Annotated in this window: 22 protein-coding genes; 6 read left to right on the forward strand and 16 right to left on the reverse strand. The window is 49.0% G+C overall.

Annotated features, from left to right (window positions below):
• Nucleotides 1-220: 220 nt before the first annotated feature.
• The 12 genes from DXZ20_RS29895 to tmk form a co-directional block, all read right to left on the reverse strand.
• A complete protein-coding gene (locus DXZ20_RS29895) occupies nt 221-1,471 on the reverse strand; it encodes a flotillin family protein (RefSeq protein ID WP_163702622.1) in 1,251 nt (416 codons plus the stop codon).
• A complete protein-coding gene (locus DXZ20_RS29900; protein WP_163668003.1) occupies nt 1,471-2,943 on the reverse strand; it encodes a flotillin family protein in 1,473 nt (490 codons plus the stop codon). Before DXZ20_RS29900 ends, DXZ20_RS29895 begins: the two co-directional genes overlap by 1 nt.
• 20 nt (nt 2,944-2,963) lie before the next feature.
• A complete protein-coding gene (locus tag DXZ20_RS29905) occupies nt 2,964-3,677 on the reverse strand; it encodes an NfeD family protein (protein WP_163702623.1) in 714 nt (237 codons plus the stop codon).
• A 238-nt stretch (nt 3,678-3,915) separates the two neighbouring features.
• The gene (locus tag DXZ20_RS29910; protein ID WP_163702624.1) at nt 3,916-5,949 is read right to left on the reverse strand and encodes an elongation factor G; all 2,034 of its coding nucleotides are present in this window, start codon (nt 5,947-5,949) and stop codon (nt 3,916-3,918) included.
• 301 nt (nt 5,950-6,250) lie between these two features.
• Entirely contained in the window at nt 6,251-7,219 is a 969-nt protein-coding gene (locus tag DXZ20_RS29915) for a sulfotransferase family protein (protein WP_163702625.1), read from the reverse strand.
• A gap of 427 nt (nt 7,220-7,646) precedes the next feature.
• On the reverse strand, nt 7,647-8,129 hold the full coding sequence (locus DXZ20_RS29920; RefSeq protein WP_163702626.1) for a YbjN domain-containing protein: 483 nt from the start codon (nt 8,127-8,129) through the stop codon (nt 7,647-7,649).
• Between the two features lie 14 nt (nt 8,130-8,143).
• The gene (locus tag DXZ20_RS29925; protein WP_163702627.1) at nt 8,144-8,932 is read right to left on the reverse strand and encodes an ATP-binding cassette domain-containing protein; all 789 of its coding nucleotides are present in this window, start codon (nt 8,930-8,932) and stop codon (nt 8,144-8,146) included.
• Nucleotides 8,933-8,967: 35 nt separating this feature from the next.
• A complete protein-coding gene (gene devC / locus DXZ20_RS29930; RefSeq protein ID WP_163702628.1) occupies nt 8,968-10,137 on the reverse strand; it encodes an ABC transporter permease DevC in 1,170 nt (389 codons plus the stop codon).
• Nucleotides 10,138-10,148: 11 nt separating this feature from the next.
• Complete coding sequence (devC, locus tag DXZ20_RS29935) at nt 10,149-11,294, reverse strand: ABC transporter permease DevC (protein ID WP_163668017.1); 1,146 nt, start codon at nt 11,292-11,294, stop codon at nt 10,149-10,151.
• A gap of 2 nt (nt 11,295-11,296) precedes the next feature.
• Complete coding sequence (locus DXZ20_RS29940; RefSeq protein WP_250565090.1) at nt 11,297-12,475, reverse strand: efflux RND transporter periplasmic adaptor subunit; 1,179 nt, start codon at nt 12,473-12,475, stop codon at nt 11,297-11,299.
• Nucleotides 12,476-12,551: 76 nt separating this feature from the next.
• Nucleotides 12,552-13,535 (reverse strand): DNA polymerase III subunit delta', encoded by a 984-nt coding sequence (locus DXZ20_RS29945; protein WP_250565977.1) that lies wholly within the window; start codon nt 13,533-13,535, stop codon nt 12,552-12,554.
• Nucleotides 13,525-14,187 carry a dTMP kinase gene (gene tmk, locus DXZ20_RS29950; protein WP_163668021.1) on the reverse strand — a complete coding sequence of 221 codons (663 nt, stop codon included), beginning with the start codon at nt 14,185-14,187 and terminating at the stop codon, nt 13,525-13,527. Before tmk ends, DXZ20_RS29945 begins: the two co-directional genes overlap by 11 nt.
• A 255-nt stretch (nt 14,188-14,442) precedes the next feature.
• Here tmk and DXZ20_RS29955 point away from each other — a divergent pair, with 255 nt between their 5' ends.
• On the forward strand, nt 14,443-14,778 hold the full coding sequence (locus tag DXZ20_RS29955; protein WP_006515553.1) for a hypothetical protein: 336 nt from the start codon (nt 14,443-14,445) through the stop codon (nt 14,776-14,778).
• A 106-nt stretch (nt 14,779-14,884) separates the two neighbouring features.
• Here DXZ20_RS29955 and DXZ20_RS29960 read toward each other — a convergent pair whose 3' ends face one another.
• Together DXZ20_RS29960 and DXZ20_RS29965 are read right to left on the reverse strand one after the other, a co-directional pair.
• Complete coding sequence (locus tag DXZ20_RS29960) at nt 14,885-15,322, reverse strand: FHA domain-containing protein (RefSeq protein WP_006515552.1); 438 nt, start codon at nt 15,320-15,322, stop codon at nt 14,885-14,887.
• Nucleotides 15,323-15,735: 413 nt separating this feature from the next.
• On the reverse strand, nt 15,736-16,746 hold the full coding sequence (locus tag DXZ20_RS29965; RefSeq protein ID WP_163668023.1) for a phosphoribulokinase: 1,011 nt from the start codon (nt 16,744-16,746) through the stop codon (nt 15,736-15,738).
• 509 nt (nt 16,747-17,255) lie between these two features.
• Here DXZ20_RS29965 and DXZ20_RS29970 point away from each other — a divergent pair.
• The 4 genes from DXZ20_RS29970 (at nt 17,256) to ftsH (ending at nt 21,866) form a co-directional block, all read left to right on the forward strand.
• Nucleotides 17,256-17,837 carry a photosystem I assembly protein Ycf4 gene (locus DXZ20_RS29970; protein ID WP_163668025.1) on the forward strand — a complete coding sequence of 194 codons (582 nt, stop codon included), beginning with the start codon at nt 17,256-17,258 and terminating at the stop codon, nt 17,835-17,837.
• Nucleotides 17,838-17,929: 92 nt separating this feature from the next.
• On the forward strand, nt 17,930-18,673 hold the full coding sequence (locus DXZ20_RS29975) for a peptidylprolyl isomerase (protein ID WP_163702629.1): 744 nt from the start codon (nt 17,930-17,932) through the stop codon (nt 18,671-18,673).
• Between the two features lie 29 nt (nt 18,674-18,702).
• Nucleotides 18,703-19,818, forward strand: a complete 1,116-nt coding sequence (locus DXZ20_RS29980) for a beta-ketoacyl-ACP synthase (protein WP_163668029.1) — start codon at nt 18,703-18,705, stop codon at nt 19,816-19,818.
• Nucleotides 19,819-19,946: 128 nt separating this feature from the next.
• The gene (gene ftsH, locus DXZ20_RS29985) at nt 19,947-21,866 is read left to right on the forward strand and encodes an ATP-dependent zinc metalloprotease FtsH (RefSeq protein WP_163702630.1); all 1,920 of its coding nucleotides are present in this window, start codon (nt 19,947-19,949) and stop codon (nt 21,864-21,866) included.
• A 132-nt stretch (nt 21,867-21,998) separates the two neighbouring features.
• On the opposite strand, the gene DXZ20_RS29990 is transcribed toward ftsH, so the two are convergent.
• On the reverse strand, nt 21,999-22,289 hold the full coding sequence (locus DXZ20_RS29990; RefSeq protein ID WP_163668033.1) for a hypothetical protein: 291 nt from the start codon (nt 22,287-22,289) through the stop codon (nt 21,999-22,001).
• 224 nt (nt 22,290-22,513) lie between these two features.
• Nucleotides 22,514-23,149, reverse strand: a complete 636-nt coding sequence (locus DXZ20_RS29995) for a M23 family metallopeptidase (RefSeq protein ID WP_250565978.1) — start codon at nt 23,147-23,149, stop codon at nt 22,514-22,516.
• Between the two features lie 410 nt (nt 23,150-23,559).
• Here DXZ20_RS29995 and DXZ20_RS30000 point away from each other — a divergent pair, with 410 nt between their 5' ends.
• A complete protein-coding gene (locus DXZ20_RS30000; RefSeq protein ID WP_163668038.1) occupies nt 23,560-23,967 on the forward strand; it encodes a tetratricopeptide repeat protein in 408 nt (135 codons plus the stop codon).
• Nucleotides 23,968-23,994: the final 27 nt, after the last annotated feature.

The raw sequence follows: 23,994 nt of genomic DNA on the forward strand, positions 1-23,994 counted from the left end.
TAGGGGCAGCCCTTGTGGCTGCCCCTACAACGTCTATCTTCAAAATTCAAGGTCTTCCTTGCATAAGGTCAGCACAAATAAACCCCATAGCGGCATAGGCTTGCCTCCATGGGGTTTTGTTTACGAGGAGATTCAGACAATTATCCCAGGGTGGAAGGCACTACCCCTACGAGATTATCCAGTTTGAATGTGAATCAGGGAGACTTGATCGAATTTGATATTATTTCCCTTCTGGTAATCGCTGGGAGCTACTAGCCAGATTGTTCACGGCACTGGCAATATCCAGGCCAGTCGTCTGTTTTAACTGCTCGATAATGGCAATTGCCTGTTTTGCGGTGCCCCCTGTCTGACTGTCAATCATGGTGACATTCTGAATGTCAACATCGGGTACCGTAGCACTCAGGGTCTTCAACAACATTTCTAGCTTTTGTAGTAAGAAAATGTCGCGGGCATTTGCTCCAGCAGCGCGCCAGGACTCGGCTAACTGTTTAGTACCTTCGGCCTGGGCTTTACCATCTTCAACAATCTGAGCTGCATCCCCTTTGGCTTCTGCCAACGCTCGTTTGCAATTGGCCTCAGCTGGGGCAATCACATCTGCTTTGAGCTGTTCAGTCACTTGCTTAATGCGCTCTTGCTGTACTGGAATCTCGGACTGAATACGGACGAGTTCAGAGGCAATTTCAGCTTCTACCTCGGCCACAACAGCCCCTCGCTTAGTAAGGGCATCCTGGATTCGACGCTCGGCTTCCGCTTCAGCAATGCCAGTGTCACGCTCAATCCGGCGCACAGAGGTAATCTTTTCGTTCTCAGCTGTTTGAATAGCTGATGCTGCCTGGGCTTTGGCCTCGGCGATGCGGGCATCACGCTGGAGCTGGGCCTGCTGTTTACGACCGATGGAGTCAAGGTAGCGCACGTTATCAGAAATGTTCTGAATCTGCAGGGTATCGAGCACTAATCCTAGCTTTTCGAGATCTTCTTCTGCTTCATCTAAGAGACTTTTGGCAAAGGCAATTTTGTCTTCGTTTACCTGTTCTGGTGTAAGGCTAGCGAGAACGCCCCGTAAGTTACCTTCTAGGGTCTCTTTGGCAATTTTTTCAATCTCTTTTCGACTCTTGCCCAACAATCTCTCAATGGCATTATGAATGGCGGGTTCTTCACCAGCGACCTTGATGTTAGCAACGCCATCTACCTGCAGCGGAATACCGCCTTTAGAGTAGGCATTAGTTACCTTGAGCTCGATAATCATGTTGGTGAGGTCCATGCGCAGCGCCTTTTCTACCAAGGGCTTACGAATGCTGCTACCACCTTTGACCAGACGATAGCCTACCGTTTTTTGCCCCAATCGCTGCTGAGCGCCCGCAAAGATCAGTACCTCATTCGGCTGACAAATGTAGTAGAGGTTGCGGATGATTAGGGAGATTACTCCAGAACCACCACCGAAAATAACGAGTAAAAGAATTAAACCTTCCATTAGCGATTGCCCTCCATGTTGGGCTCTACAGTTGTTGTATGGGTTGTGACAGCGGGTTCTAACTGGCGCTGAAAATCTAAGCTTTGGTTCAGGGTGCCCGTAACATCGATACCCAGGGTGTCGTCTACCTGTTTAAGGAACTGACGGACAACGTCGGGATAGACATTGACCAGGTTGGCAATAGACTTACCGTCGCCATTGTCAATAACGTTGACATTCTTAAGATGGATGCGGTCAGGAATTTTAGCGGCTTCCTTCAGTACCATGTCAATTTGTTGAATCAAAAAGACCTGGGTGGCATCGGTTCCGGTTTCGGCCCAGACCTCAGCCAGCATGTTGTTGACGAGAGCAGCGGCCTTAGCATTCTCTTCGAGAGCAGCGGCTTGACCCTTGGCGTGCAGTTCCTGAGCTTGTTTTGCAGCTTGGGCAGGCAGTACTTCATCGGCTTGTAGACGCAGTCGCTCTAGCTCGGCTCGTACTGTCTGGAGCTGTTGCTCGGCACGGGCGCGGGCTTCTTTGGCGGCAGCGATGGTGCGTTCCTCTTCAGATTTGGCTCGTTCCTCTAGCTCAGCTTTGATTTTGCGAAGTTCGTTTTGCTGTTGCTGTACAACTGTCAGAGCCTGGGTTTTTGCTACTTCCGCTTGCTTTTGGCAATCGGCTTCGATACGGTCGGCTTCACCCACAGCTTCAGACTCGGCAATCTCAGCATCGCGAATGATATTGGCAATTTGGCGGCGACCAATGGAGCTGAGATAGTCCATATCATCGGTGACACTTTGAATTTTGAGCGTATCTAAATGCAGTCCCAACTTACTGAGATCTTTAGCAACGTCAGCTGCAATGCGCTCGGCAAAGTTCATGCGATCTTCGTTGACCTGCTCAGGGGTAAGTAGGGCGACAACACCGCGTAGGTTACCTTCAAGGGTTTCGCGGACCACCCGACGAATTTCGGAGCGGTTGCGGCCTAGAAAGCGCTCAATGGCGTTACCAACAACGCTGCGATTGCTAGAAATTTTAACATTAGCGATGGCTTGAATATTCAGTGGTGTACCCCCTTTGGCATAGGCATTTGTCACCTCAACGGGGATAGGCATGGTGGTCATGTCCATGCTTTGCACCTGTTCAATAATGGGTACCACCAACGTACGACCACCAAACACTACGCGGTAACCGACTGTCTGCCCCCTTTTGTTTTTGTATTTACGACCCGAGATAATCAAAATCTGATTGGGGTTGCAAATACGCAGGCAGGTTTTGAGCACTATGATTAGCGCGCCAATGCCAATCAGGCCAAGAACTAAGGCACTACCGCCTAAAACGGCACCTGCCTGGGCTGTATTTTGGTTAGCCTGTGAAATAGGAATGGCCTGGGCAAGTTCGTAACTAACGGTCTCAGTGGTTTCGGCCTGGACCGATATTTTTTGATCCCCTGCTGGTGTAGTCTGTCCCAGCAAGAATAAAGTGTGTGTCATGGGTATGAAATGGGTATAAGTTAGTTCTGCTGAGCAGCGGTTTCGTCTGAAACGACCCAAAGCCGGTTTTTCTCGACATTAACGACGAGCACTTTATCACCCGGTACAAATTGTTTGGTGTCGTCCGTGAGTGCCATCATGTGCAAAGTGCTACCACGTAGTTCCAGACGCACTTTGCCTTTGCTTTTGGCATCAAAGGGCAGTTCTACGATGCCCACCCGTCCAGCAAAATCCTCGGTACGAATAAGGCTGTCGGCATGGCGACGAGCCAGGTGGCGCAGGGTAATGGCCAAGGTGCCTCCTAGCACAATGCCCATGAGCAAAGCGACGATAAAGATGACTGAGGCGGGCCAATTGGATTGTACCCAGCTCAGGCTGAGGCCCGTCAAACCAAAGAAAAATCCGCCGACAGTCCAGAATTTGAAACTGGTGAGGATGTTCAGGCTGAAGATGTAGGCTCCTTTAACTTTTCGTAGGAGCTGAAGATCAGTGTCTATCTCGGCATCGAAGCCACCACCTGTACTGATATTGGGGCCAATATCTGGCGCATCGCCGTCAAGGTCTACATCACCATCAAGATCTAAATCTGCATCTAGATCTATATCGGCATCAAAGTCAGCGTCAAAATCAACATCGGTATCGGCATCGAAATCTGCATCACCGGCACCACCTAGTGTGGCGATCGCAACAAAGACGCCGCCAATGACAAAACAAAACCAATAAATTGACTGCACAGTATCTCCTTAGGGTTCATTCCCTAGTGATAGTCAGATACAGTCTGTGCCTCTAAAATTCCTGACAATTTTTAATGATTGGTAGGGTGGGCAGCGCCCACCAATCCTTGCAGCGGAAGTGCTACCCAATATCGTCATCATAGAATAGATGTACTTATCATATCCCAGACAGATCAAGGTGCGCCGTCACTTAGTTAAATAACAGCGCACCTGATTTTAGTTATGAGAGTTTGTGCGGTTACTTATGGTTGCTAGCCTCAGCCACAATTTTCTCCTTTAATCTCTCAGGTACAGTATTCAGATGGTCGTACTGCCAGCTGAAGAAGCCCACACCCATACTCAACGAACGCAGTTCCAGGATCAGCGTTTGCATTTCAGCAACCGGTAGCTGTGCAGACACCTCATCCCAACCAGGCCAGTTAGCCTTGTTGGTATACCCCATCACCTGACCCCGACGACCGCTAATCAGAGTGAGCACGTTAGAGGTAAACCGATTCGGAACGGATATAGACAGAGAGGCAATCGGCTCTAACAGCGCAGGTTTGCACTCGGGTAGACCCGTTTGCATGGCAATGCGTGCAGCCTGCTTAAATGCCTGGTCAGAACTGTCTACATGGTGGTACGACCCGTTCTTAAGGGTGACCGAGACATCCACCACTGGGAAGCCTAATGGCCCTTGCTTGAGAAACTCTCTCACACCAGTCTCAACACTGGGAATGTATTGTTTAGGAACAACGCCGCCAACAATTTTCTCAGCGAACTTAAACCCTTCTCCGCGCGGTAGGGGCTGAATGTCGATGTAAATATCACCAAACTGTCCATGGCCGCCGGTCTGGTGCTTATAGCGCCCACGAATGTCCTCTTTGGCATTGCGAATGGTCTCTTTATAGGCCACCTGAGGAACGTGAGTGACCATGGATAGATTGTACTTACGGCGGAGCCAGTCCATGGCAATTTTGAGATGGACGTCTCCTTGTCCCCACAAGATTACTTCGTGGGTGTCGCCATGTTGTTCCCAATGCAGAGCAGGATCTTCATCTACTAGCTTGTTGAGTGCTCCACTCAGCTTGACTTCGTCATCGCGCTTTTCGGGAGCAATGGCTAAGGAGTAAACCGCTGGCAGAATATCTGCGATAGGTAAGGTTTCGTCAGAGTTTTCTGCTGTGGTGAGGGTGTCGCCAGTCCTAGCGTGTTCTAGACGTGCGATTGCAACCACGCTACCTGCTTCAGCTGCACTGAGTGCCTGCTGCTGACTACCCATCAAAGAATACAAACCGCCCATGCGATCTAGCCCTAGGTTGGCTCCATCCTTGAGGGTGCCTCGCCACAGCCGAGCTAAAGACAGTTTGCCGCCTTGGGGACTGTAGTAGGTTTTGAGAATCTGAACCAAAGGCTCAGTAGAGTTCAGATCAATGCCACGTCGTTCTGCAGTGACCTGAGGCTCAGGCGTTTCTCGTACTAATGCATCCAGCAGTGGACGAACGCCATAGTCCTTAGAGGCTACACCGACAAAGACGGGCACCACTAGGTCTGCGCCCAGTTCCATTTTGAGATCCTGGATAATCTCGTCCTCCGGTGGATCAATTTCTTCCAGTAGCTCTTCTAAGAGGTGATCATCGAAGTCTGCCAGGGTCTCTAGCATTTCCGTGCGGGCTATTGCTTCTTCGACCGCCAACTCCTGAGGCAATGGCACTGGATCGGCGGCGGCTCCTGCGTGGTAGTGATAGGCCTGCTCACTGACTAAATCAATGAACCCGACCAAGTCTGCTCCAGCGCCGATGGGATATTGATGGGGGACCAGGGGCCGACTGGAGACTGATTTTAAGGCTTCTAAGACGTCAGAAAATGGTGCACTGGCCCGATCCATTTTGTTGAGCCAGAGAACATGGGGAATTTCCCATTTATCTAGAAAATGCAGCAGTGGCGATACGGTAAGTACTCGGCTAGGGTCAGGTTCGCACACGACGATGGCGGCATCTACTCCCATCAATACATGTAGCGGTTCTTGGAGCAGCTCGATGGAACCTGGGCAGTCAAGGAATGTAAAACGAATGCCGCCGTACTCAGTACAGGCGGCATTCGTTTCGACCGTCATTTGGCGATTGCGGGCTTCAGGTGTATGGTCTCCAATCGTATTACCTTCAGGAATGGATCCTTTTCGAGAAATCGTATCGGTGACCGAAAGTAGACTTTCAAGCAATGTGGTTTTACCACTGGAATATGGGCCTACAATCGCCACGTTTCGTGAACGAGAGACAGCAGCTTTTGCCATTAGGTTTACCCCTTTTTCTAAAGAGACGACTATTGGCCAAGCTCAGATTGACTTGTTAGGTTATAGGGCGTCTGAGCTGGTAGAGCGGGGAAAATAACCTCTTAACGGAAATTAAGGGCGAAAATATTGGTTAAGAAGTGTATAACCCCTTGGTTTATATAGCCAGCCTAACGCTGCTGCAAACCTTTAATGACAAGGGGTTTGAAAAAGTTCACTAGGTTAAGAAGCATGAGCAACCTTGAAGTTTTGAGTGGTAAATGTTGAGTTTTGAATTGAGCTTAGAAAGTATCCAACTGGACAACTAAGTTAACGAATAACCGAGTCGCGTTAGGGTTTTTCCGGCAGATTGATGCCACAGGTCGATATGTTCTTGCGATAAGGCTGTTTTCCAGTTGTTGATATTTCCCTTGTTGATATGTTGGCCAATGCCTTTATTCTTAATGTTTTCAATATTGTAGGATTCTATAATTTGGCTCAGTTCTGTAGTCGTAATCTCTAAATCAATAAAGTTACAGATTTGATTGAGTTGAGCGATCGGATCTTCTCGCAGTTCCTCATATTTGATTGAATACATACGAGCTGAAAAGGCTGGATCTAGAGAAAGTTTTTCACTTAAAGCAATGCATCTTTCCCATTGAGAAATTATGGTTCTTGTGTCGTATTCAGCCCATCGCTTTGTTGTAGCTCTGGCTTGTAAAGACGCACAAACATCCCGACCATCTCGGACTATGTTGATGATTCTGGCTTCGGGCCAACTATTTAAGATGACATCAGCATATTTAATGTGAAATGGAGTTTTTTCGAGAAAAAACTGTTGCGGCTGTCCGCCCACCTGTTCAAAAAAAATATCGATAATAAGCTGGATTAGGTACTGGGCCTTCTCTAGATCTGAATCTGAGTTTTGTCTTACTTGGTGGATTAAGGTTTTAAGTTGTTGATAGCTAATGAGATGATGTAAACCGATATCGTTGTTTTTTTGATAAATTTGGTAGCTCTTCAAGATACTGTTCCAAACATTTGAAGAGGTTGCTCCAAACAACAAAGCAGTGATGCCAAAATGTCTTGCGAAGCGTGGCCAGTCTTGCCAACGGCGTTGTGCATTTAATTTAGTGATATAGGTGAATGGCTCATAGATAAGCCGATAAATATGACTCTCATTTTTTACGGGAATCACATTTCTATGATTAGAGAGCATTTTCTGTAACCACGTAGTGCCCGAGCGAGGACAACCAACAATAAAAATCTTTTTGTAAGAAATCTGAGCTTCCATTTAAGCCTGCTTTATCGAGAAGTAAGGGCATCAATTTAAGCTGGGAAAGCTTGGCTGAGTGGGAGTTAGAAGCTCATGAATTCTGGCTTCTGACTCCTGACTTCTATGCTTGGAGACCTGTCCCGCTCTGACTTGATACCCGAATTAAACCTATAGGTTCGGTGAAATGAGAAACAGCTAGTCCAAACGGACTAGCTGTTTTCTATAGGTAAAATTCCCCTAAAGCGATGCGCGCTAACGGAAAATCACGAACTAGGCAACATGTTTCATATCTCTGTTATTTCTTATTTCCAATTTTTATTCACGCCAATGAGATTGCCAAATAACATGATGAAACCACTAGCCAAAATAATGATGGCCAAAGCTACAAAAATACCGTCGTAGGTTGCTAGGTCTTCCATAGTGCGGAGTGAAGGTTTTTATACTCTTATAGTTTAGAGGTTGGTGTTGAGTTGCGGGCACGCTGACCGTCAAACTTGTCAAGCATGATGTCGCTATAATGACTTGCGATCGCACCCACCGACAGCAAACATACTTCTAGCTCTGTTGGGTCCATATGTTGGCCACCCAAAATCCGGTTAGCAAAAAATACAGTACCGGCTTCATCGGTCTGAAAGGAGCCAAATCGCATTTTTCGGTTTTCGTCCAGTAAAAACCTCAGTAAATATAACTCTGGGCCACAGCCGATGGCCACACAGCTGCTGGCTCGCACAATGGCCAGTTCCTTATCGGGGTAAGGATGCGCCTCCCAGGGCAATATGTAAAGCTCAATCAGCGTTGTATTTTGGTAAATTAAGTCAAAATAAGGCTTTTCATCGCTCGCCCGCACCGTTTTCTTAAATACGCTGCCACTTAGATAGTCTTGAACCCGTTCATAGGTTAACTCTTGGGCTCCATTTGTAAATTTCATAGGTGGTTTACCACTTACATGATGAACATGTCGGCGCTGACTTCTGTCATGGCACCTTTTGTCTTGCTTTGGACAAAGGCATTGGGAGTGGTATCTGATTCTAGACGACCGTCCACCAGGTTAATAATCCGATCGGCTACGTCTAAAATACGGTTGTCATGGGTAACCATCAGCACGGTGCAACCCTCTTGTCGCGATAGGGTGTGGAGATAGTTGACCACGTCCCGACCAGACTTTTTATCTAAGGCCGCTGTGGGTTCATCAGCCAAAATTAGCTTTGGATGGTTGACTAGGGCTCGGGCAATTGCCACCTGTTGTTTTTGTCCCCCAGACAGCGAATGGGGCTTATAATCGACTCGATCAGCGAGTCCCAGTGCACTGAGCATGGCTACGGCCTGCTCTCGCTTTGAAACAAAGTCTCCTGTCAGTTCCACGGCCATTTCTACATTTTGGCTGGCGGTCAGAGACTCAAATAAATTGTGAGCTTGAAAGATAAAGCCGATATTGCGTCGGACATTGACCATGGCGCGTTCGCTCATGCCAACGAGTTCTTGGTCCAGTATGCGCAGACTGCCGTCCTGTAAATGTCGCAAAGCCCCCGCCAGGGTGAGCAGTGTTGTCTTACCGGAACCTGATGGGCCGGTCAGGATAACAATCTGACCCTTGGGTAGCTCCAGGGAAATGTCGAACAGCACCTGCTTGCTCAGGTCGCCGATACCAAAGTAATAGTTAAGATGCTGAATATGGACGGCTAGGTCGTCCTGTGGAGGGTCAAACGTAGATTGTTGCTGAGTTTTGAACATGCTATTAACCTAATTCAACGCCACTATAAAAGTTGCTAAAACACGTCTGCTGGGTCGGTGGTTTGGACTTTGCGGACTGCGATCGCCCCCGACACTAAACACATAATGAATGTGGCCACTAGCAAATTCAGGACGCGTTCGGGGGTCATTTGAAAAAATAGACCAGTGGCATTACCTGCTGCCTGATAGAGCAGCTGACTGACCAGAACCCCTGGAATAAATCCCAATACAGATAAGATCAAGGCTTCTTGCATCACGACCCCCAGTAGATAGCCATTTTTGTAGCCCATGGCCTTGAGCGTGGCATATTCAGCCCAGTGGTCTGCCACATCGGTGTAGAGAATCTGGTAGACCAGGATAATGCCGACAAAAAAGCCCATGCTGGTCAGCAGCGAAAACACAAAGCCGATGTTGGTGTTTTCTTGCCAATATTTACGTTCGCGAATGACAAAACCGTTCTCCCCATCGCGAGCCATGACCAACACATCATTGGGTAGATTGTCCTGCAGCGTTTTCACGATGCGATCGACATTGGTTCCTGGTTCAAGTTTGACGACACCTATATCCACCGTGGCAAAGCTACGCTTATCCTCCTCGGGACCTCGGTCAGCAAAGTAGCGCAGAAAATTTTGGTCGCTCATGATCAGGTTGCCATTGCCTGAGGCAAAGTCAGTGCCCATGGTAAAGGTGCCGACCAAACGAATGCGTCGATCGGCCAATTCACTCACTACTCCAGCTTCCACTGGCCCTACCTCTGCCCGTGATTGGGTATCCATGAGCGCGGTTTCTGGGAGCTTCAAAACCTGGCGATGGGCCTTGATTTCAGGAATATTGAGGACTGGTTCATCGGGGTTGATGGCAATGACCCTGACACCACGCGACGTACGATTGTCTGGATTTTTCCAGTTCACTTCACTGACGTATATGGCGAAGGCGTCCTGGACACCTTCGAAGGCACGGGCCTGGTACAGCCGCCTGCGGGCAAAGGCCCGAGGCACAAACATGTTGGTACGCAATCGATTGACGATTATTACCTCACCGTTAAACCGATTGAGTAGCTGGAGCTGACTGTCGTACAGGGCATTCATAAACCCGTTGAACATAAACATCAGCAGCACAGCAAAGCCTACACCCGCTAACGACGTGGCAAAACGTCTGCGGTCGTGGGTCAGGTTGAGCCAGGCTAGGGGAATGCGTTTGATCATGGCTTTCCCCTCTAAAAGATTTCTGCTGGGTCAGCTTTCACCGCTTTGCGTACGGAAATCAGACCCGATAGGCAGCACATGACTAATGTTAGGATCAGCACAAAGATGACTCGACCACCGTTCATGGCGACGGGTAACGTGCCAGCGGTGGCGGTGGCGGTGAGATGGTAGAGCCCGAGAGCCGCTGCTAGCCCCGGAATATAGCCCAATAATGCCAATAAAATTGCTTCCTGCAGCACGATTTTGAATAAGTACTGGGAGCGATACCCCATGGCTTTCATGGTGGCGTACTCAGGCAGGTGATCGCGAATGTCAGTAAACAAGATCTGATAGACAATCACAGCCCCCACTACAAATGAAACCATTACACCCATGCTGAAAATAAAGCCAATGGATGTGGCTTCTAGCCAGTAGGTGGAGTCATGCTCGATGATGCCTGCCTTGGTGTACACATCCACATCGGCGGGTAGGACTGAGCGCATGGTTTCTGCCACTTTTTCTGCCGAGACCCCTGGCTGGAGTTGGACGAGGCCCACATTGACCAGACTCAACGGTCGTGGTTCTAGATACCTGATAAAATTCTGATCGCTCATGATCAGGGTGCCATCAGCCGCAAATCCACCTCCTAGAAAATAGGTGCCGCCGATGGTGGCGCGACGACGATCCGCTTCAGTGGTGGTGCCAATGTCTTGGGGGCCAAACTCGGGGCGTGAGAATCTGTCCATAAATACGGTGTCGGGTTGACTGAGGATGCGGCGGGCCTCTTCACCCTGTAATTCAGGCATCAGAAATACGGGGTCATTGGGATTGACGCCATAGACAAAGATGGCGCGGCTGACACCGGTTTCTGGGTTACGCCACAGTAGATATTCGCTGTAGAGGGGCATGACGCGCTCCACACCATCCACGCCAGCGACCTGGTACAGTCGCTCCCGTGGAAAGGCGGTAGAAGTGCTAATTTCCAGTGTTTCTGGCGAAATTAAGAAGAGCTCGGCATTGAACTGTTCATAGAAATTGGTGGCAGTGGAGATCAGGGCTCCCATGAACCCAAGGTTCATAAAAATTAGAATGACGGCGAAAGCCACACCTGCGATCGCAACCACTAACCTGGTACGCTCGTGCATTAAGTTGGCCCAAGCCACCGACACCCTGGCCATCGCTAGTTCTCCTCAGCTTGGATGTCGATCAGCACATCCACCTGAAGATTAGTCAGCATGGCGACGGCATCATCTTGATCGACTGCAATGCGCACCTCCACAATGCGGGCATCGGCATTGGCAGCCGGGTCATCGTCCAACACATCATTTTTAAAGATTTGCAGACCGATCGTTTCTACGGTGCCGGTCAGTTCTCCTGCAAAGGCTCCGTTACGGCTAGTAATCATCGCCTTTTGTCCCGCTTTCACCAGGCCCACATCCGTTTCATAGACCTCGGCGACTACATACATTTCCTGCGTATCGCCCATGGAAAGCAGCCGATTGTTAGACACAGTCTCCCCTGGGCGCACATAGATATCGAGAATTTGACCCGCAGCTGGTGCTTTGATCACGGTGCGATTAAGTCTCGCTTCGGCCAGGGCTAAATTCTGCTGAGCCGCTTCTACGCCAGTTTCTACGGAGGCCAGTTGTAAATCTGCCTCTGCCATGGAAACTTGGGCAGCCGCATTGTCTAAGGCGGTATTTCGAGCTAGTTCTAGCTGGGTTTTGGTGGCCACAGCATTGGCAATGTCGCTGGTGAGTTCGTCGACCTCGGTTTGCTGACGGTCCAAATCTTGACGGGTAATGGCCCCTTGGCTAAACAAATCCTTAAACCGAGCCAGATCGGTTTCCGCCAGAGCCAGGCGAGCTTCTAAGCTGCGAATCTGAGCTGCCTGGGCCTCAATCGCCTGAATCTGCGGCTGATCAATTTGCCCCGCTTTGGTGTTAGCTTCGGTAATCCGGGCCGCGCCTAGACTGCGCTCCGCCGCTAAGGTTTGCTGAGCTTCCGCCAGCTGACTGGCGGCATAGTCCCGCTCAGCTTTACGGATTTCGTACATATCTAGCTCAGCTAAGACTTGGCCAGACTTTACCTGCACGCCTTCTTGCACCAGTAATTTAGCGAGCACTCCAGTCTCAGCGGCGGCCACATCAATCACTTCGCTTTTGGGTTCAATCCGCCCCAGGGCAGCGACATCTACTCGTTCGGGGGGTGGTTTAGCAGCTTCTTCCAGGGCTGCCTGTCGTGCCTGCCGTGCAGACCGTAGGGCTAGTAAGGATGCAGTGGCAATGAATAAAAGTAATGTAGCCCCAATCCAGACGCTGGTTTTTCTCAGGGGACGTTGCGCAGACTGTGGAACCATATGGATCATTAAGTTCTTTCTCTATGGTGCTGGGGTTAGAGAAAATTGGCTGAATTGTACTGTTTAGTTTAATTCTTCAATAAATCAAGTTCATTAACGTCACTTCCCATACCAAACGCGGTTGCACATATCTGAGCAGCTGCTTGCGTGCTAATTCCAGGTGTTCCATGCCTTGGGCATGGCCTTGCCGCCAGCGGCTTTGTTGGAGATAGTCCAGTAACCAAAGCTGGGATTCTGGTGCGAGGATTTGTACGATTTGGCGGGCGAGTTCTAGGGCGCTACGGACGTTGCTAATGGGTTGGCTGACCTGTTGTATTAGCTCTGGTGGGATGGACTGTAGCTGTTGCCAACTTGCGATCGCACTACCCGGACATCCTTGGGCCAGGGAGAGTACTTCAGGGGAGTCCAAAATCTCCTGGTGACCCACCTTAGTCAATACTTGAGCCATGTCAGCTGGGCTCAATCGCCGAAATGGAATGGTCTGACAACGTGAAATTAATGTGGGTAGCAGTGCCTGTTGGTCGGGGGCAATTAAGATAACTGACGCCTGCCCCGGCTCTTCCAGGGTTTTTAATAGGCCGTTGGCGGCTGCTTCTGCAATTAGCTCGGCTGCTTCAATCACCACTATGGCTTTGGAGGCTTCTAAGGGTGGACGACTTAAAAACCGAGCAATGTCTCGAATCTGGTCAAGACGAACCTGGGGACGACCCCGTCGTTTAATACCAGCTGCTTGGGCTTCAGCGACGGTCAATAGCTTGTTTTGGTGCAAATAAGTGGGCTCAACCCACAATAAATCAGGATGATTGCGAGACTGAATACGACGTTGAAGGTTATTTGGGGCGGTGTGTTGATCGCCAAGCAGCATAGTGGCAAAGGCTGTGGCAGCTAGGCTACGCCCAATGCCATTGGGGCCTATAAATAAATAACCAGGGGCAATCCGTTGGCGAATGACGGCCTGAACCAGTAGGTCAACGGCCTGGGACTGCCCAACAATGTCAGCAAAGTGCTGCATCAACTGCTGTGTTTGCCCCATTGAGGCTGAGGACAATTTAGAAGGCATACCACTGCTGTAAATACTTGGAGACGATGGCTTGAATTTGCTCAGCCACTGCTTCTGGGTTGAGGCTAGCATCCACGGTAACGAACTCATCCCCTTCGGCTTGGATGCTGAAACCCTTATGGACCCTACGATGAAACTCAACTCCGGCCTGTTCGATCCGATCGGCTTCGCCACGGTTGGCTATGCGTTTAAGCCCTTGCATGACGTCTAGCTTGAGCCATAGGGTAAGATCGCTGGTCAAACCACCAGTGGCAATGGCGTTAAGGTTGTTGATCAGATTTAGGTCTAGCTGTCTGCCATAGCCTTGGTAAGCAACCGTTGATGCGGTGTAGCGATCGCAAAGTACCAGATGTCCAGTTTCAAGGGCAGGAATCAAAATTCGTTCCACATGCTGTGTACGATCAGCCGCATACAGCAACAGCTCAGTCCGACTCGTTAGACTCTCAGCATTTTTTGACGACTGTAATAAAATCTGTCTGATTTCTTGGCCAATGCTGGTGCCCCCTGGTTGTCGAGTGACAATCACCCCCGTTGGATAGTCAGATGGACCACTGCTGAGAAGTGTGTGCTCTAACCACTGACGCAGATGCTGAATTTGCGTAGTTTTACCACTACCTTCAATTCCCTCAAAGACGATAAGTTTACCGCGCATCCTTTTCCTCAGCAGCAGAATATCATTACACTAACCCAACAGGGATGCTCTGGGAATTTAACCTACATTTATCCTGAAAAGCTTACTGTTTTCGAGAAGGGTAAAGGTAGATGCAGATTTATATCTAGATCTAGTGACATAGTATATCTGGACAAAAAATTGCAAGTTTGTGACTTATTGTTTAGTCTAAATTTACTGCTCCCTATCTTAAACACCCTTAGATTCTGAAATTGTGCAATAGCTCCAGAATTTTCTATGGCCCGGTATACCAACATTTTTGTAAGCGTTCTACCCGCAAATAACTTGCGTGAATCCCTACCAGATGTACTACAGTCCTGTGGTCTTCATTTGGTCTATCAGGATGGAGACTACATGATGGCTAAAGAACGCCCTGGTCTGGTTTCCTTCAGCAAGCTAGCTACGGTTGAGGTTTTGATCGGTTCTACCGATGAAACTGAGCTAGTCACCCAACATAGTGCTGCAACTGTGAATCTGGTAGTGAAGAATGAAGAGCTGCCGTTACAGGTCAATAACCATTGTCACAAGGTTTTTCAGCAGGTTAATCAGGCTCTCGAAAGCAAAGCAGGTTAACCCGCTTATCAACAAGCCAGTAATAATTAATACACAGGGGCCTGCAAAACTTCCATAGACCCCTTTTGAGTTTTGCGTAATGGGATACGGTCAGAAAGTACTTAAACTACCCATTTAATTCACTTTCCTCTTCTTCATCAATCATGTTGGGGCTGATCAACGTGATATCGAATTCGTCGGGGGGAACAGTTGATGTGGTATCCCGTTTCAACTGATAGTAAATGGCCCGTGCTTGTGGCCCAAAGACAATCTCGTCTTCATTTTTTAGATCATGGGCCTGTAGCTTACGCCCGTTAATGAGCATGCCATTGGCACTAGGCTTACCTTTCAGGTTTCCATCTACAATCCGATAGTAGTAGGTCTCGTCGTCCCTAGGAAGCTGCACTAGTGTGGCGTGGTGCCGAGAAACAAACTGTGAAGCTAAGCGAATATCACATTTTGCATCGCGACCAACAGAATAGACGGAGCTATCTAGGACAATCTCCCGTCGACCTTGACTATCTTCGACTATAAGAATACTGCTGAGATGAGAACCTGAAGCCATGCTAACCGTGAAATGATAAATCTTCGAGAAAAAATCAGGCCGTCAATAATTTCTTTACTATATTATTCCGCCAGTATTTGGGGCCTTCAGGATTCTCCCATGCTCTTCAGCTTGATTCGATGGGGACACCATGTCTGTAGATGAATTCCGCTGTCTTCATAAGAGGTTGAATTAACCCAATAACAGCAAGATGTTACTGCTCATCAAATATTCATGAAGGCACAGCAGCCAATATAGCATTCCCGGCGGAATACTGGAATATGACAGTCCTTATCCTGTAGTCATTCAGTATCCCGTTTTAGAAAAATCCTGCCCATATCCAGAAAAATGCCATTTTGCTGAACCAGCAAAATGGCATCGAACTGATAGTACTTTGACTGATTAAGCAAGTGTCTTCAGCTTAAATAAGCGTCTTAAGCGACGACGGCGGCACTAACACCAGCTCGCGTATTCGTTAGACGTTCGTAAGTAGCGCGCATTTTCAATCCAACCAGCACTTGGAAGAGGCCGGTACCATTGTTAGAGCCAGGATATTCCCGATGCTTTAACAACAGCTCAGTCATTTCACCGTAGCTGCGGGTGGAGATATTACTGAGGTGCTCTTCAACATAGATTAGCTCCTCCAGCTTCTCAAACTGGCCATCAATTTCTAGAACTGACACCTCATTGCCCATATAGGTATCAGGACCATAGGTCATACGGATGCCAGGATAGGAGCAAGTTAGTTTTCGACCACAGGGCACCCAGTTAATGGTAGAACCTTCATCAAATAGGTAGGCGGGCTCAAAGCCTTCAATGCCTTCCTTCTGAATCATTTGTACCCGTAAAATCTTGCGCTCTTTGTCCTCCTTAATCAGATTTGTGGGTAGAACCTGCAGAACGACATCGGCGTATTGCTTCTGAACGTCGATATAGGCTTCAAAGTCAGGCTTACGGGCTTGAATAGAGGCTAGAACATCCTCATAGGTATGGCCTCGCTCAGCCATATCACGCTGGATTTTCCAGGCAATTTTGACTTCGTCGCTAATGTCAAGATAAACGCTGAAATCTAGCAGATCACGAACTCGCCCATCGTAAAGGGGGTGCAGACCTTCAATAACGACCACATGATTTGGATCAATACGTTCAGGCGGATCAATGAAACCAGTTTCGTGGTTGTAAATTGGCTTATCGATAGATTGTCCTGACTTAAGAGCCTTGATTTGCTCATACATCAGATCGAAATTGTTTGCTTTTGGGTTGAGGGCCGTCACCCCAGCTTGCTTGCGTTGCTGACGATCCAGACTATGGTAGTCATCCAAACAGATGACGGTCATAAATTCTTCACCGAACAGATCGCTGAGGCGTTTCAAAAATGTAGACTTTCCACATCCTGAATCACCGGCAACACCGATTAAAACCACGCGGTCGGGCTGACTGGTCATGGAATCCTCTTCTGAAAATAGTTGACAAATTGATCTAAAACCAATCAACGAGTCTATGAACCCTGACTCATTTGGGTATCACTAGTGGGTTGTAAACGTTGCAAAAGTTAAGGTTGATCCTATCAGAATCTGTATTCTTTTGGAAGGCTGAAGTAGGGGCTGTGCTTATGAAATCGCTAAGTTAATTAAAAAGGTTGTTTGCCTGAAATAATAGATGACCTGATAGGGACTCTGTTAGCTCAAAAACAGCAAATCTGTAGTGGTTTTATCTCATTTGCTCAGTCATCATTTATTGAGAGTGCTTTTAACAGTTGCTCCGTACCAGTCAGATAATGGTTCCTGATGATTTTGGGTGTGGGATTTATACCGTTTGTTAACCTTAGACTTTAAACTGACTATAGGCTTAATCATTGCCTGGTTAATAGTTTTCTAGTTTAAAGCGATGCTTTGGCAATGCTGACTATTCAGTCAGTCTGCCAACCTCATTTCAATACTCTTTCTAAATCAACATGGCTGTTTCTAAAGCAACTGTTTCTGACACAACCAATAAGGATAGTGTCCTGCGTCGTGAAATTTTAGGAGCTCGTCGTTGGAGCAACTATTGGTGGGCCGTGGTAACGACCATTGGGGGAACGGGATTTTTGCTGGCAGGCATTTCTAGCTACATGGGGATTAACCTTTTGCCGTTTGCAGATCCCACACAGCTTATCTTTATCCCACAAGGGGTGGTGATGTGTTTCTATGGCATAGCGGCTTTGCTGCTATCGCTTTACCTTTGGTTAATCTGTGCTTGGAATGTTGGAGGTGGCTATAACCTCTTTGATAAGAAGAGCGAGGAAGTGCAGATTTTTCGCTGGGGTTTTCCGGGTAAAAACCGCAAGATTGACTTCAAATATCCTTTGGCGTCTGTCACGGCGATTCGTGTTGATATTCGAGAAGGATTAAGTCCTAAGCGTGCGCTTTATCTGAAGGTTAAAGGTAAAGGAGATATTCCATTGACCCGTGTTGGTCAACCGATGTCGCTGGCATCTGTGGAAAATCAGGGTGCTGAGTTGGCTCGCTTTCTGCAGGTTCCCCTAGAAGGTCTGTAATAAATAGTGCCGAATGTCCAGGAGGCTCCCTATTGAAAAGGGTGTTTCCCTGTGACAAGATATGGTGCCCTTAGTGAACAAAGGAATTAATCATGGTTTTCGGTTTCCGGATGCAATGGGCCATTGGTTTGGTAGTGGCTTTGTTTATGGTGGGCTGTACGGCTGGGGCCACTGACCCATCTGAGTCGAGCACCACTTCGCTAGCTGAGCCTGCTGAGTCAGCGGAGTTGGCTGTGACTCCTTCTATACCTGAGGGTCTGGCTCGTCTAGAGGGTAAGGCCACTGTTGAGTTGACAGTGAATGGGGAGCGAGTTCTGGTGGAGGTTGATGGTACTCAAGCTCCAATTACAGCTGGTAACTTTGTTGACTTAGTTGAACGCGGTGTTTATGACGGCACTGTCTTCCATCGAGTAGTGCGTGAGCCTCAACCGTTTGTGGTGCAGGGGGGAGATCCACAGAGCAAGGATCCTACTGTGCCTGTTCAGCAACTTGGTACGGGTGGTTTTGTTGATCCTGATACCCAGGAAAAACGCCTGATTCCTTTGGAGATAACCCCTGCGGGCTCAGAGCAACCTATCTATGGTCAAACCCTTGAAAATTCTCAGCCTGCTTTGCAGCATACCCACGGTGCAGTGGCTATGGCACGCTCACAATTTCCTGATTCGGCCTCTTCCCAGTTTTACTTTGCACTGGCAGATTTGCCTTTCTTAGACGGTAGCTATGCTGTCTTTGGGTATGTCACTGAAGGTCTGGATACTGTGGATGCTATTCAACAGGGAGATGTGGTTGAATCGGCCACGGTGCTTGAGGGCTTGGACAACTTGGTGACTGAATAGTGTAGGGAACGTCTTGGTAAGTTTGCTTGATGGTTGATGTCGATATTACCGGCATTGGTTTATGGACAGCCTTGGGGAAAACAACCAAGACAACCTGGGCCAACTTACTAGCGGGTAAAAGTGCGATCGCACTACGCCAGCCTTTTCCCTCATTGCCTGTCATGCCCGTGGGCATGGCAGGCAAATTGCCTTCTGACCCAGAAGATATTGCGATTACCGCTGTCAAAGCCGCCATGGCGGATGCCGGTCTCCCATCATCGTCACTGGTGGATTGTGGGGTGGTGGTGGGTTCTAGCCGTAGTTATTTAAACCGTTGGGAGGCCATGGCACGGGGTGATATGGCAATGCATCATTGGCTCGCTGCATTGCCCTGCGGTTTGTCGCATCAGATCGCTCAAGCAGTGGGTAGCCAAGGGCCTGTGCTGGCTCCGATGGCGGCCTGCGCCACAGGTTTGTGGGCTCTGTTCCAGGGCTATATGTTGCTCCAGGCAGGGCAATGTGAGCGAGTGGTGGTGGTGGCTGTGGATGCGCCGATTACGCCCTTAACGCTGGCGGGGTTTCGACGGATGGGGGCGATGGCGAAGGATGGCTGCTATCCCTTTGATTGCGATCGCAGTGGATTAGTCCTGGGAGAAGGCGCAGCGGCTGTAGTTTTAGAAATTAGGGGGACAAGCACACGCCCGTCTAATTACTACGGCCAAATATTGGGTTTTGGCCTGAGTAATGACGCGTACCACATTAGTTCTTCCCGTCCAGATGGAACCTTATCTGTGGCCCACCAATGTTTACAGCGTAGTGGTTTACATCCAGATGACATTGACTACATCCATACCCATGGCACGGGTACTCGCCTTAATGATGCCAACGAGGCATACATGATTCAGCAGCTGTTTCCTGAGGCTGCCGTCAGTTCCACTAAAGGAGCCACGGGCCATACCCTGGGTGCCGCTGGGTTGATGGGCGTTGTGTTTAGTGTGTTAAGCCTGCAACAGCAGTGTTTACCCCCCTGTGTTGGTCTCAGTAAGCCTGAGTTTGATCTGAATTTTGTGCGAGTTGCTTCCCCTGACGCTAAAACCGTGAACCATGTGTTGTGTAGTAGTTTTGGGTTTGGTGGGCAGAATGGCATTGTTGCGATCGCCCGATAAATTCCTATCGGTTCAGGGATGTCTATCATCGCCCCCTGGTTAGCAGATTAGAACGCTAAACTGAGGATATTGATTTGACAAAGACCCACTGGCTTACTAGCTGTATTTTTAGTTCTACGTTCTCTTCTATGAATAAGCCCACCCCCCCCTCGTCCCATAAATCTGCCCTTAGCCGTCGGGCTGCTCGGACTTTGGCCACTGGATGGTTTGTGTTGCAAACTCTGATTGCAGCCCCCATGGTGGCAACTCAGCCAGTCCTTGCCCAGGCAGAAGGGGATGAAGAAACTAAAATTACCTATGGCCAGCTGTTAGAGAAACTGGAGCAGGGTGATGTGCAGCGGGTTGAGCTGGACAACCTGCGGGGTGTAGCCAATGTGCGCATTAAAGGCGATGACGATAATGCGCCGCTACATGAGGTGACCCTGTTTGCCAATGATGTTTACAACCAACCTTTGCTACAAAAGCTGCGCGGCAGCAGTGATGTTGAATATGAAGTTCTAGAACGCTCAGATAATAGTGCGCTGACGGGATTAGCCGTGAATGCCTTGTTAGCCCTGATTGTGGTGTTTGCGCTGTTAATGATCCTGCGGCGGTCTGCTAATTCGGCTAGCGGTGCCATGAATTTTGGCCGCTCCCGTGCCCGGTTTCAAATGGAAGCTAAGACCGGGGTCATGTTTGATGATGTGGCCGGGATTGAGGAAGCGAAGGAAGAGCTACAGGAAGTGGTGGTCTTCCTCAAAAATCCTGAGAAGTTTACGGCCATTGGAGCCCGTATTCCAAAAGGTGTGTTGCTGGTGGGCCAGCCTGGCACCGGTAAAACCCTCCTAGCTAAAGCAATTGCTGGTGAGGCCGGTGTGCCGTTCTTTAGTATCTCAGGCTCTGAATTTGTGGAAATGTTTGTGGGGGTGGGGGCTTCCCGTGTCCGTGACCTGTTTAAGAAAGCCAAGGAAAACTCCCCTTGCATCGTCTTTATTGATGAAATCGATGCCGTTGGTCGTCAGCGTGGAGCCGGTATTGGTGGCGGTAATGATGAACGTGAACAAACCCTAAACCAGCTACTGACGGAGATGGATGGTTTTGAAGGTAACAGCGGCATCATTGTGATTGCTGCCACAAATCGTCCCGATGTTCTGGATGCTGCATTGTTGCGTCCCGGTCGATTTGATCGTCAAATTACCGTTGATTTGCCTGGCTATAAAGGGCGTTTGGGTATTTTGGATGTGCATGCGCGGGATAAGAAGATTGCGGATGATGTCAACCTGGATGCGATCGCACGTCGCACCCCTGGTTTTTCCGGTGCTCAGTTGGCTAATTTGCTGAATGAAGCCGCTATTCTGACAGCCCGCCGTCGCAAAGATGCCGTCACCATGGCAGAAATTGATGACGCCATCGACCGACTGACCATTGGACTCACCCTGACACCGCTACTCGATAGTAAAAAGAAGCGGTTGATAGCCTATCACGAAGTCGGGCATGCGTTGGTCAGCACCATGCTGAAGCATTCCGATCCCCTAGCAAAGGTGACAATCATTCCTCGATCTGGCGGTGTGGGTGGTTTTGCCAGCTATCTGCCCAAGGAAGATCGGGTGGATGATGGCTTGATTTCCTATGCGGAATTGATTGACCGCATCACTATGGCCCTCGGAGGGCGTGCGGCTGAAGAGATTGTTTTTGGATCTGATGAGGTAACCCAGGGGGCTGCTAACGATATTCAGCAGGTGACCAATATCGCCCGTCAGATGATTACGCGTTTCGGTATGTCAGAGCTGGGGTCATTTGCCATGGAATCTCCCAGCAGTGCCGTATTCTTGGGGCGTAGCGACCTGATGCAGCGCTCGGAATACTCAGAGGAAATGGCTGCCAAAATTGACCAACGTGTGCGGGAAATTGCCATGACGGCGTACATTAAAGCGCGCTCAATGCTGAAGACCAATCGCTCACTACTCGATCGCTTAGTCGATCGGTTGGTTGAAAAAGAGACGATCGATGGTGAAGAGTTTCGCGGCATTGTGAGTGAATACGTAGACCTGCCGACCCCTCATCAATGAGCGAGGGAATAAAGGCGAGGCTGTAGCCCTATCAGCGCCTCAAGTTCGCCCTAAAACGTACCCTTGTAGTAGCCAAGGGTACGTTAACTAAACCTAACTGCGGTCTCAAGGCTTGAGTAACAGCGCGGAGGTCTATTCGAGTGGTGCGCCGTCCAGCAATTCAATCCGACCGGAGGTGCGTAGACACTCTAAGCGCCAGCGCTGACCGGATACTCTACCGGGAAGAAAACCTGAGATGGTGAGATGATTTTCACCGCGGTCAGTTTTAACTTTGACCAGCAAGTCATCTTTACTCTGACTGACGATGAGTGCCTCGATTTCGAACTCACCTTCACGATTCCAAGGCAGCTCATATTGTGAATTGGGCTCTTGAGAGCGAAGAACAGCGCGAGTGTTTTCAGCTTCAGACATTGGAGCAGTCATAGTTTAAGTGGGTGGTTGTCGAACAGGGGTACAGCTGTAATGTACCCAGCCACTCGCAATGATGGCCTTAGCTAGACGATAGCATCTCGGCTGGTTGATAGATTGTGCTACAGATCATAAAGACTCAAGAGTGCAAATCATGAAGCCCGGTGAGAGTCGGAACTTGTAGAGAACGTTAACCGTCCGCTCGGTGCTTGTAGCCGCCCATGGCAATGCATTCAAACCTATCGAATGGCCTGCTGATCGTCATACATTGCTCGTAAAACCATCGCTGGATCTACCCAGCTATTTTCAAACTTTAAGCCCCAGTGTAAGTGAGGGCCGGTGGTGCGTCCTGTCATACCGACACGACCAATGGGCTGGCCAGTGCCGATATTGGCCCCTTCTCGAATACGAATATTGCCATCGGGATCTACCATAACCCGTCTCCCTTCTTCATAGGAGACATAGCCTTGCATATGGCAATAAATGTGCAGCCACTCTCCTGATTCAATGACCACGGAGGTGCCGCAGGCGCTATCGTCTGAGATTTCCACCACATGGCCTTCCCACCAGTTGCGGATATAGCTGCCCAGCGGAGCAGCGATGTCTAACCCATAGTGGAATTGTTCGCCTCCATAGGGGGATTGGCGATAACCAAAGGGAGAGGTGTAGGCTTGAAAATTCTCTACTGGAAATGAAGCAAAACTCCAAGGATTTGAAGCTCTGGCGAGTTCTACTTCGGCAGCCTTGGCGGTTTTGCGTTGGGCCGGCAAGACCAGACCGATGATCATCCATAAAGACAGAACCCCCAAAAGTAAAACCCTGGTGTAAGCAGTACGTCGGCGTCGGGATTGCATGAGTTTTTTAAAGCGACCCATAAGAGTTTGGGTAAACCCCTTGAGAGGAATGGATTTAAAAGAACTCGATTTCATATATCCCGAAAACGCAGAACGATTGGTTTTGAAAGACTGGCCTTTACAATGTTTTCCTAGGTCAATGGGTAAATCAGTTTAGGGCGGAACTGAATTAGCCTAGGGCAGCCTCAATATTACGGAGCTTTAATTACGGAGATTTAATAAAGTGCGTCTATGACTGAAAGTCATTGATCGATCGCATTAGTTTGCCCAACTGCTGCTCATAGTATTGCCCGCTAATGTACATCAATTTCTTGAAATTGCATACATTTGTTTTTCTGATTAGTGTCAAGGATGTTTTTAGGTGGTTGTAATAAAACATATGGGTTGGCCTATGCAGTCTTGAGAGTGAATTCGAGAGGGGGATGGGATCGATGGATGAGCAATTACAAACTCCGGTGGATTGGTATCAAAAAGGTGTTTTCTTGGATGAGCAGGGGCAATCCCAAAACGCGATCGCATGCTACACCGAGGCCATTGACCTCCAGGCTGATTATTACGAAGCCTGGGTGCGACGTGGTCTGGCCCTGATGTTGCTGGAAGAGTTTCGGCCTGCGATCGCAAATTTTAATCAGGCGGTGGCGCTAAAAATGGATCTGGATTTAGCCTGGTATCTCAAGGCCTACTGCCATGCCCAGATGCAGGCGGATGATTTTGCCCTGTTGGCCTTACAAAAGGCCTTTGCCCTCAATCCTACGCAGTGGATTGCCATGGCGAATAAGGAGCCTGCATTTGATGGGCTGCGGGGCGATCCACGCTTTCAGGAATTAGGGGGTAATTAGCGCTGCTGTCGCTGAAGTCTGGCACCA

Source organism: Adonisia turfae CCMR0081 (assembly GCF_011009555.1).
GTDB lineage: Bacteria > Cyanobacteriota > Cyanobacteriia > Phormidesmidales > Phormidesmidaceae > Leptothoe > Leptothoe turfae.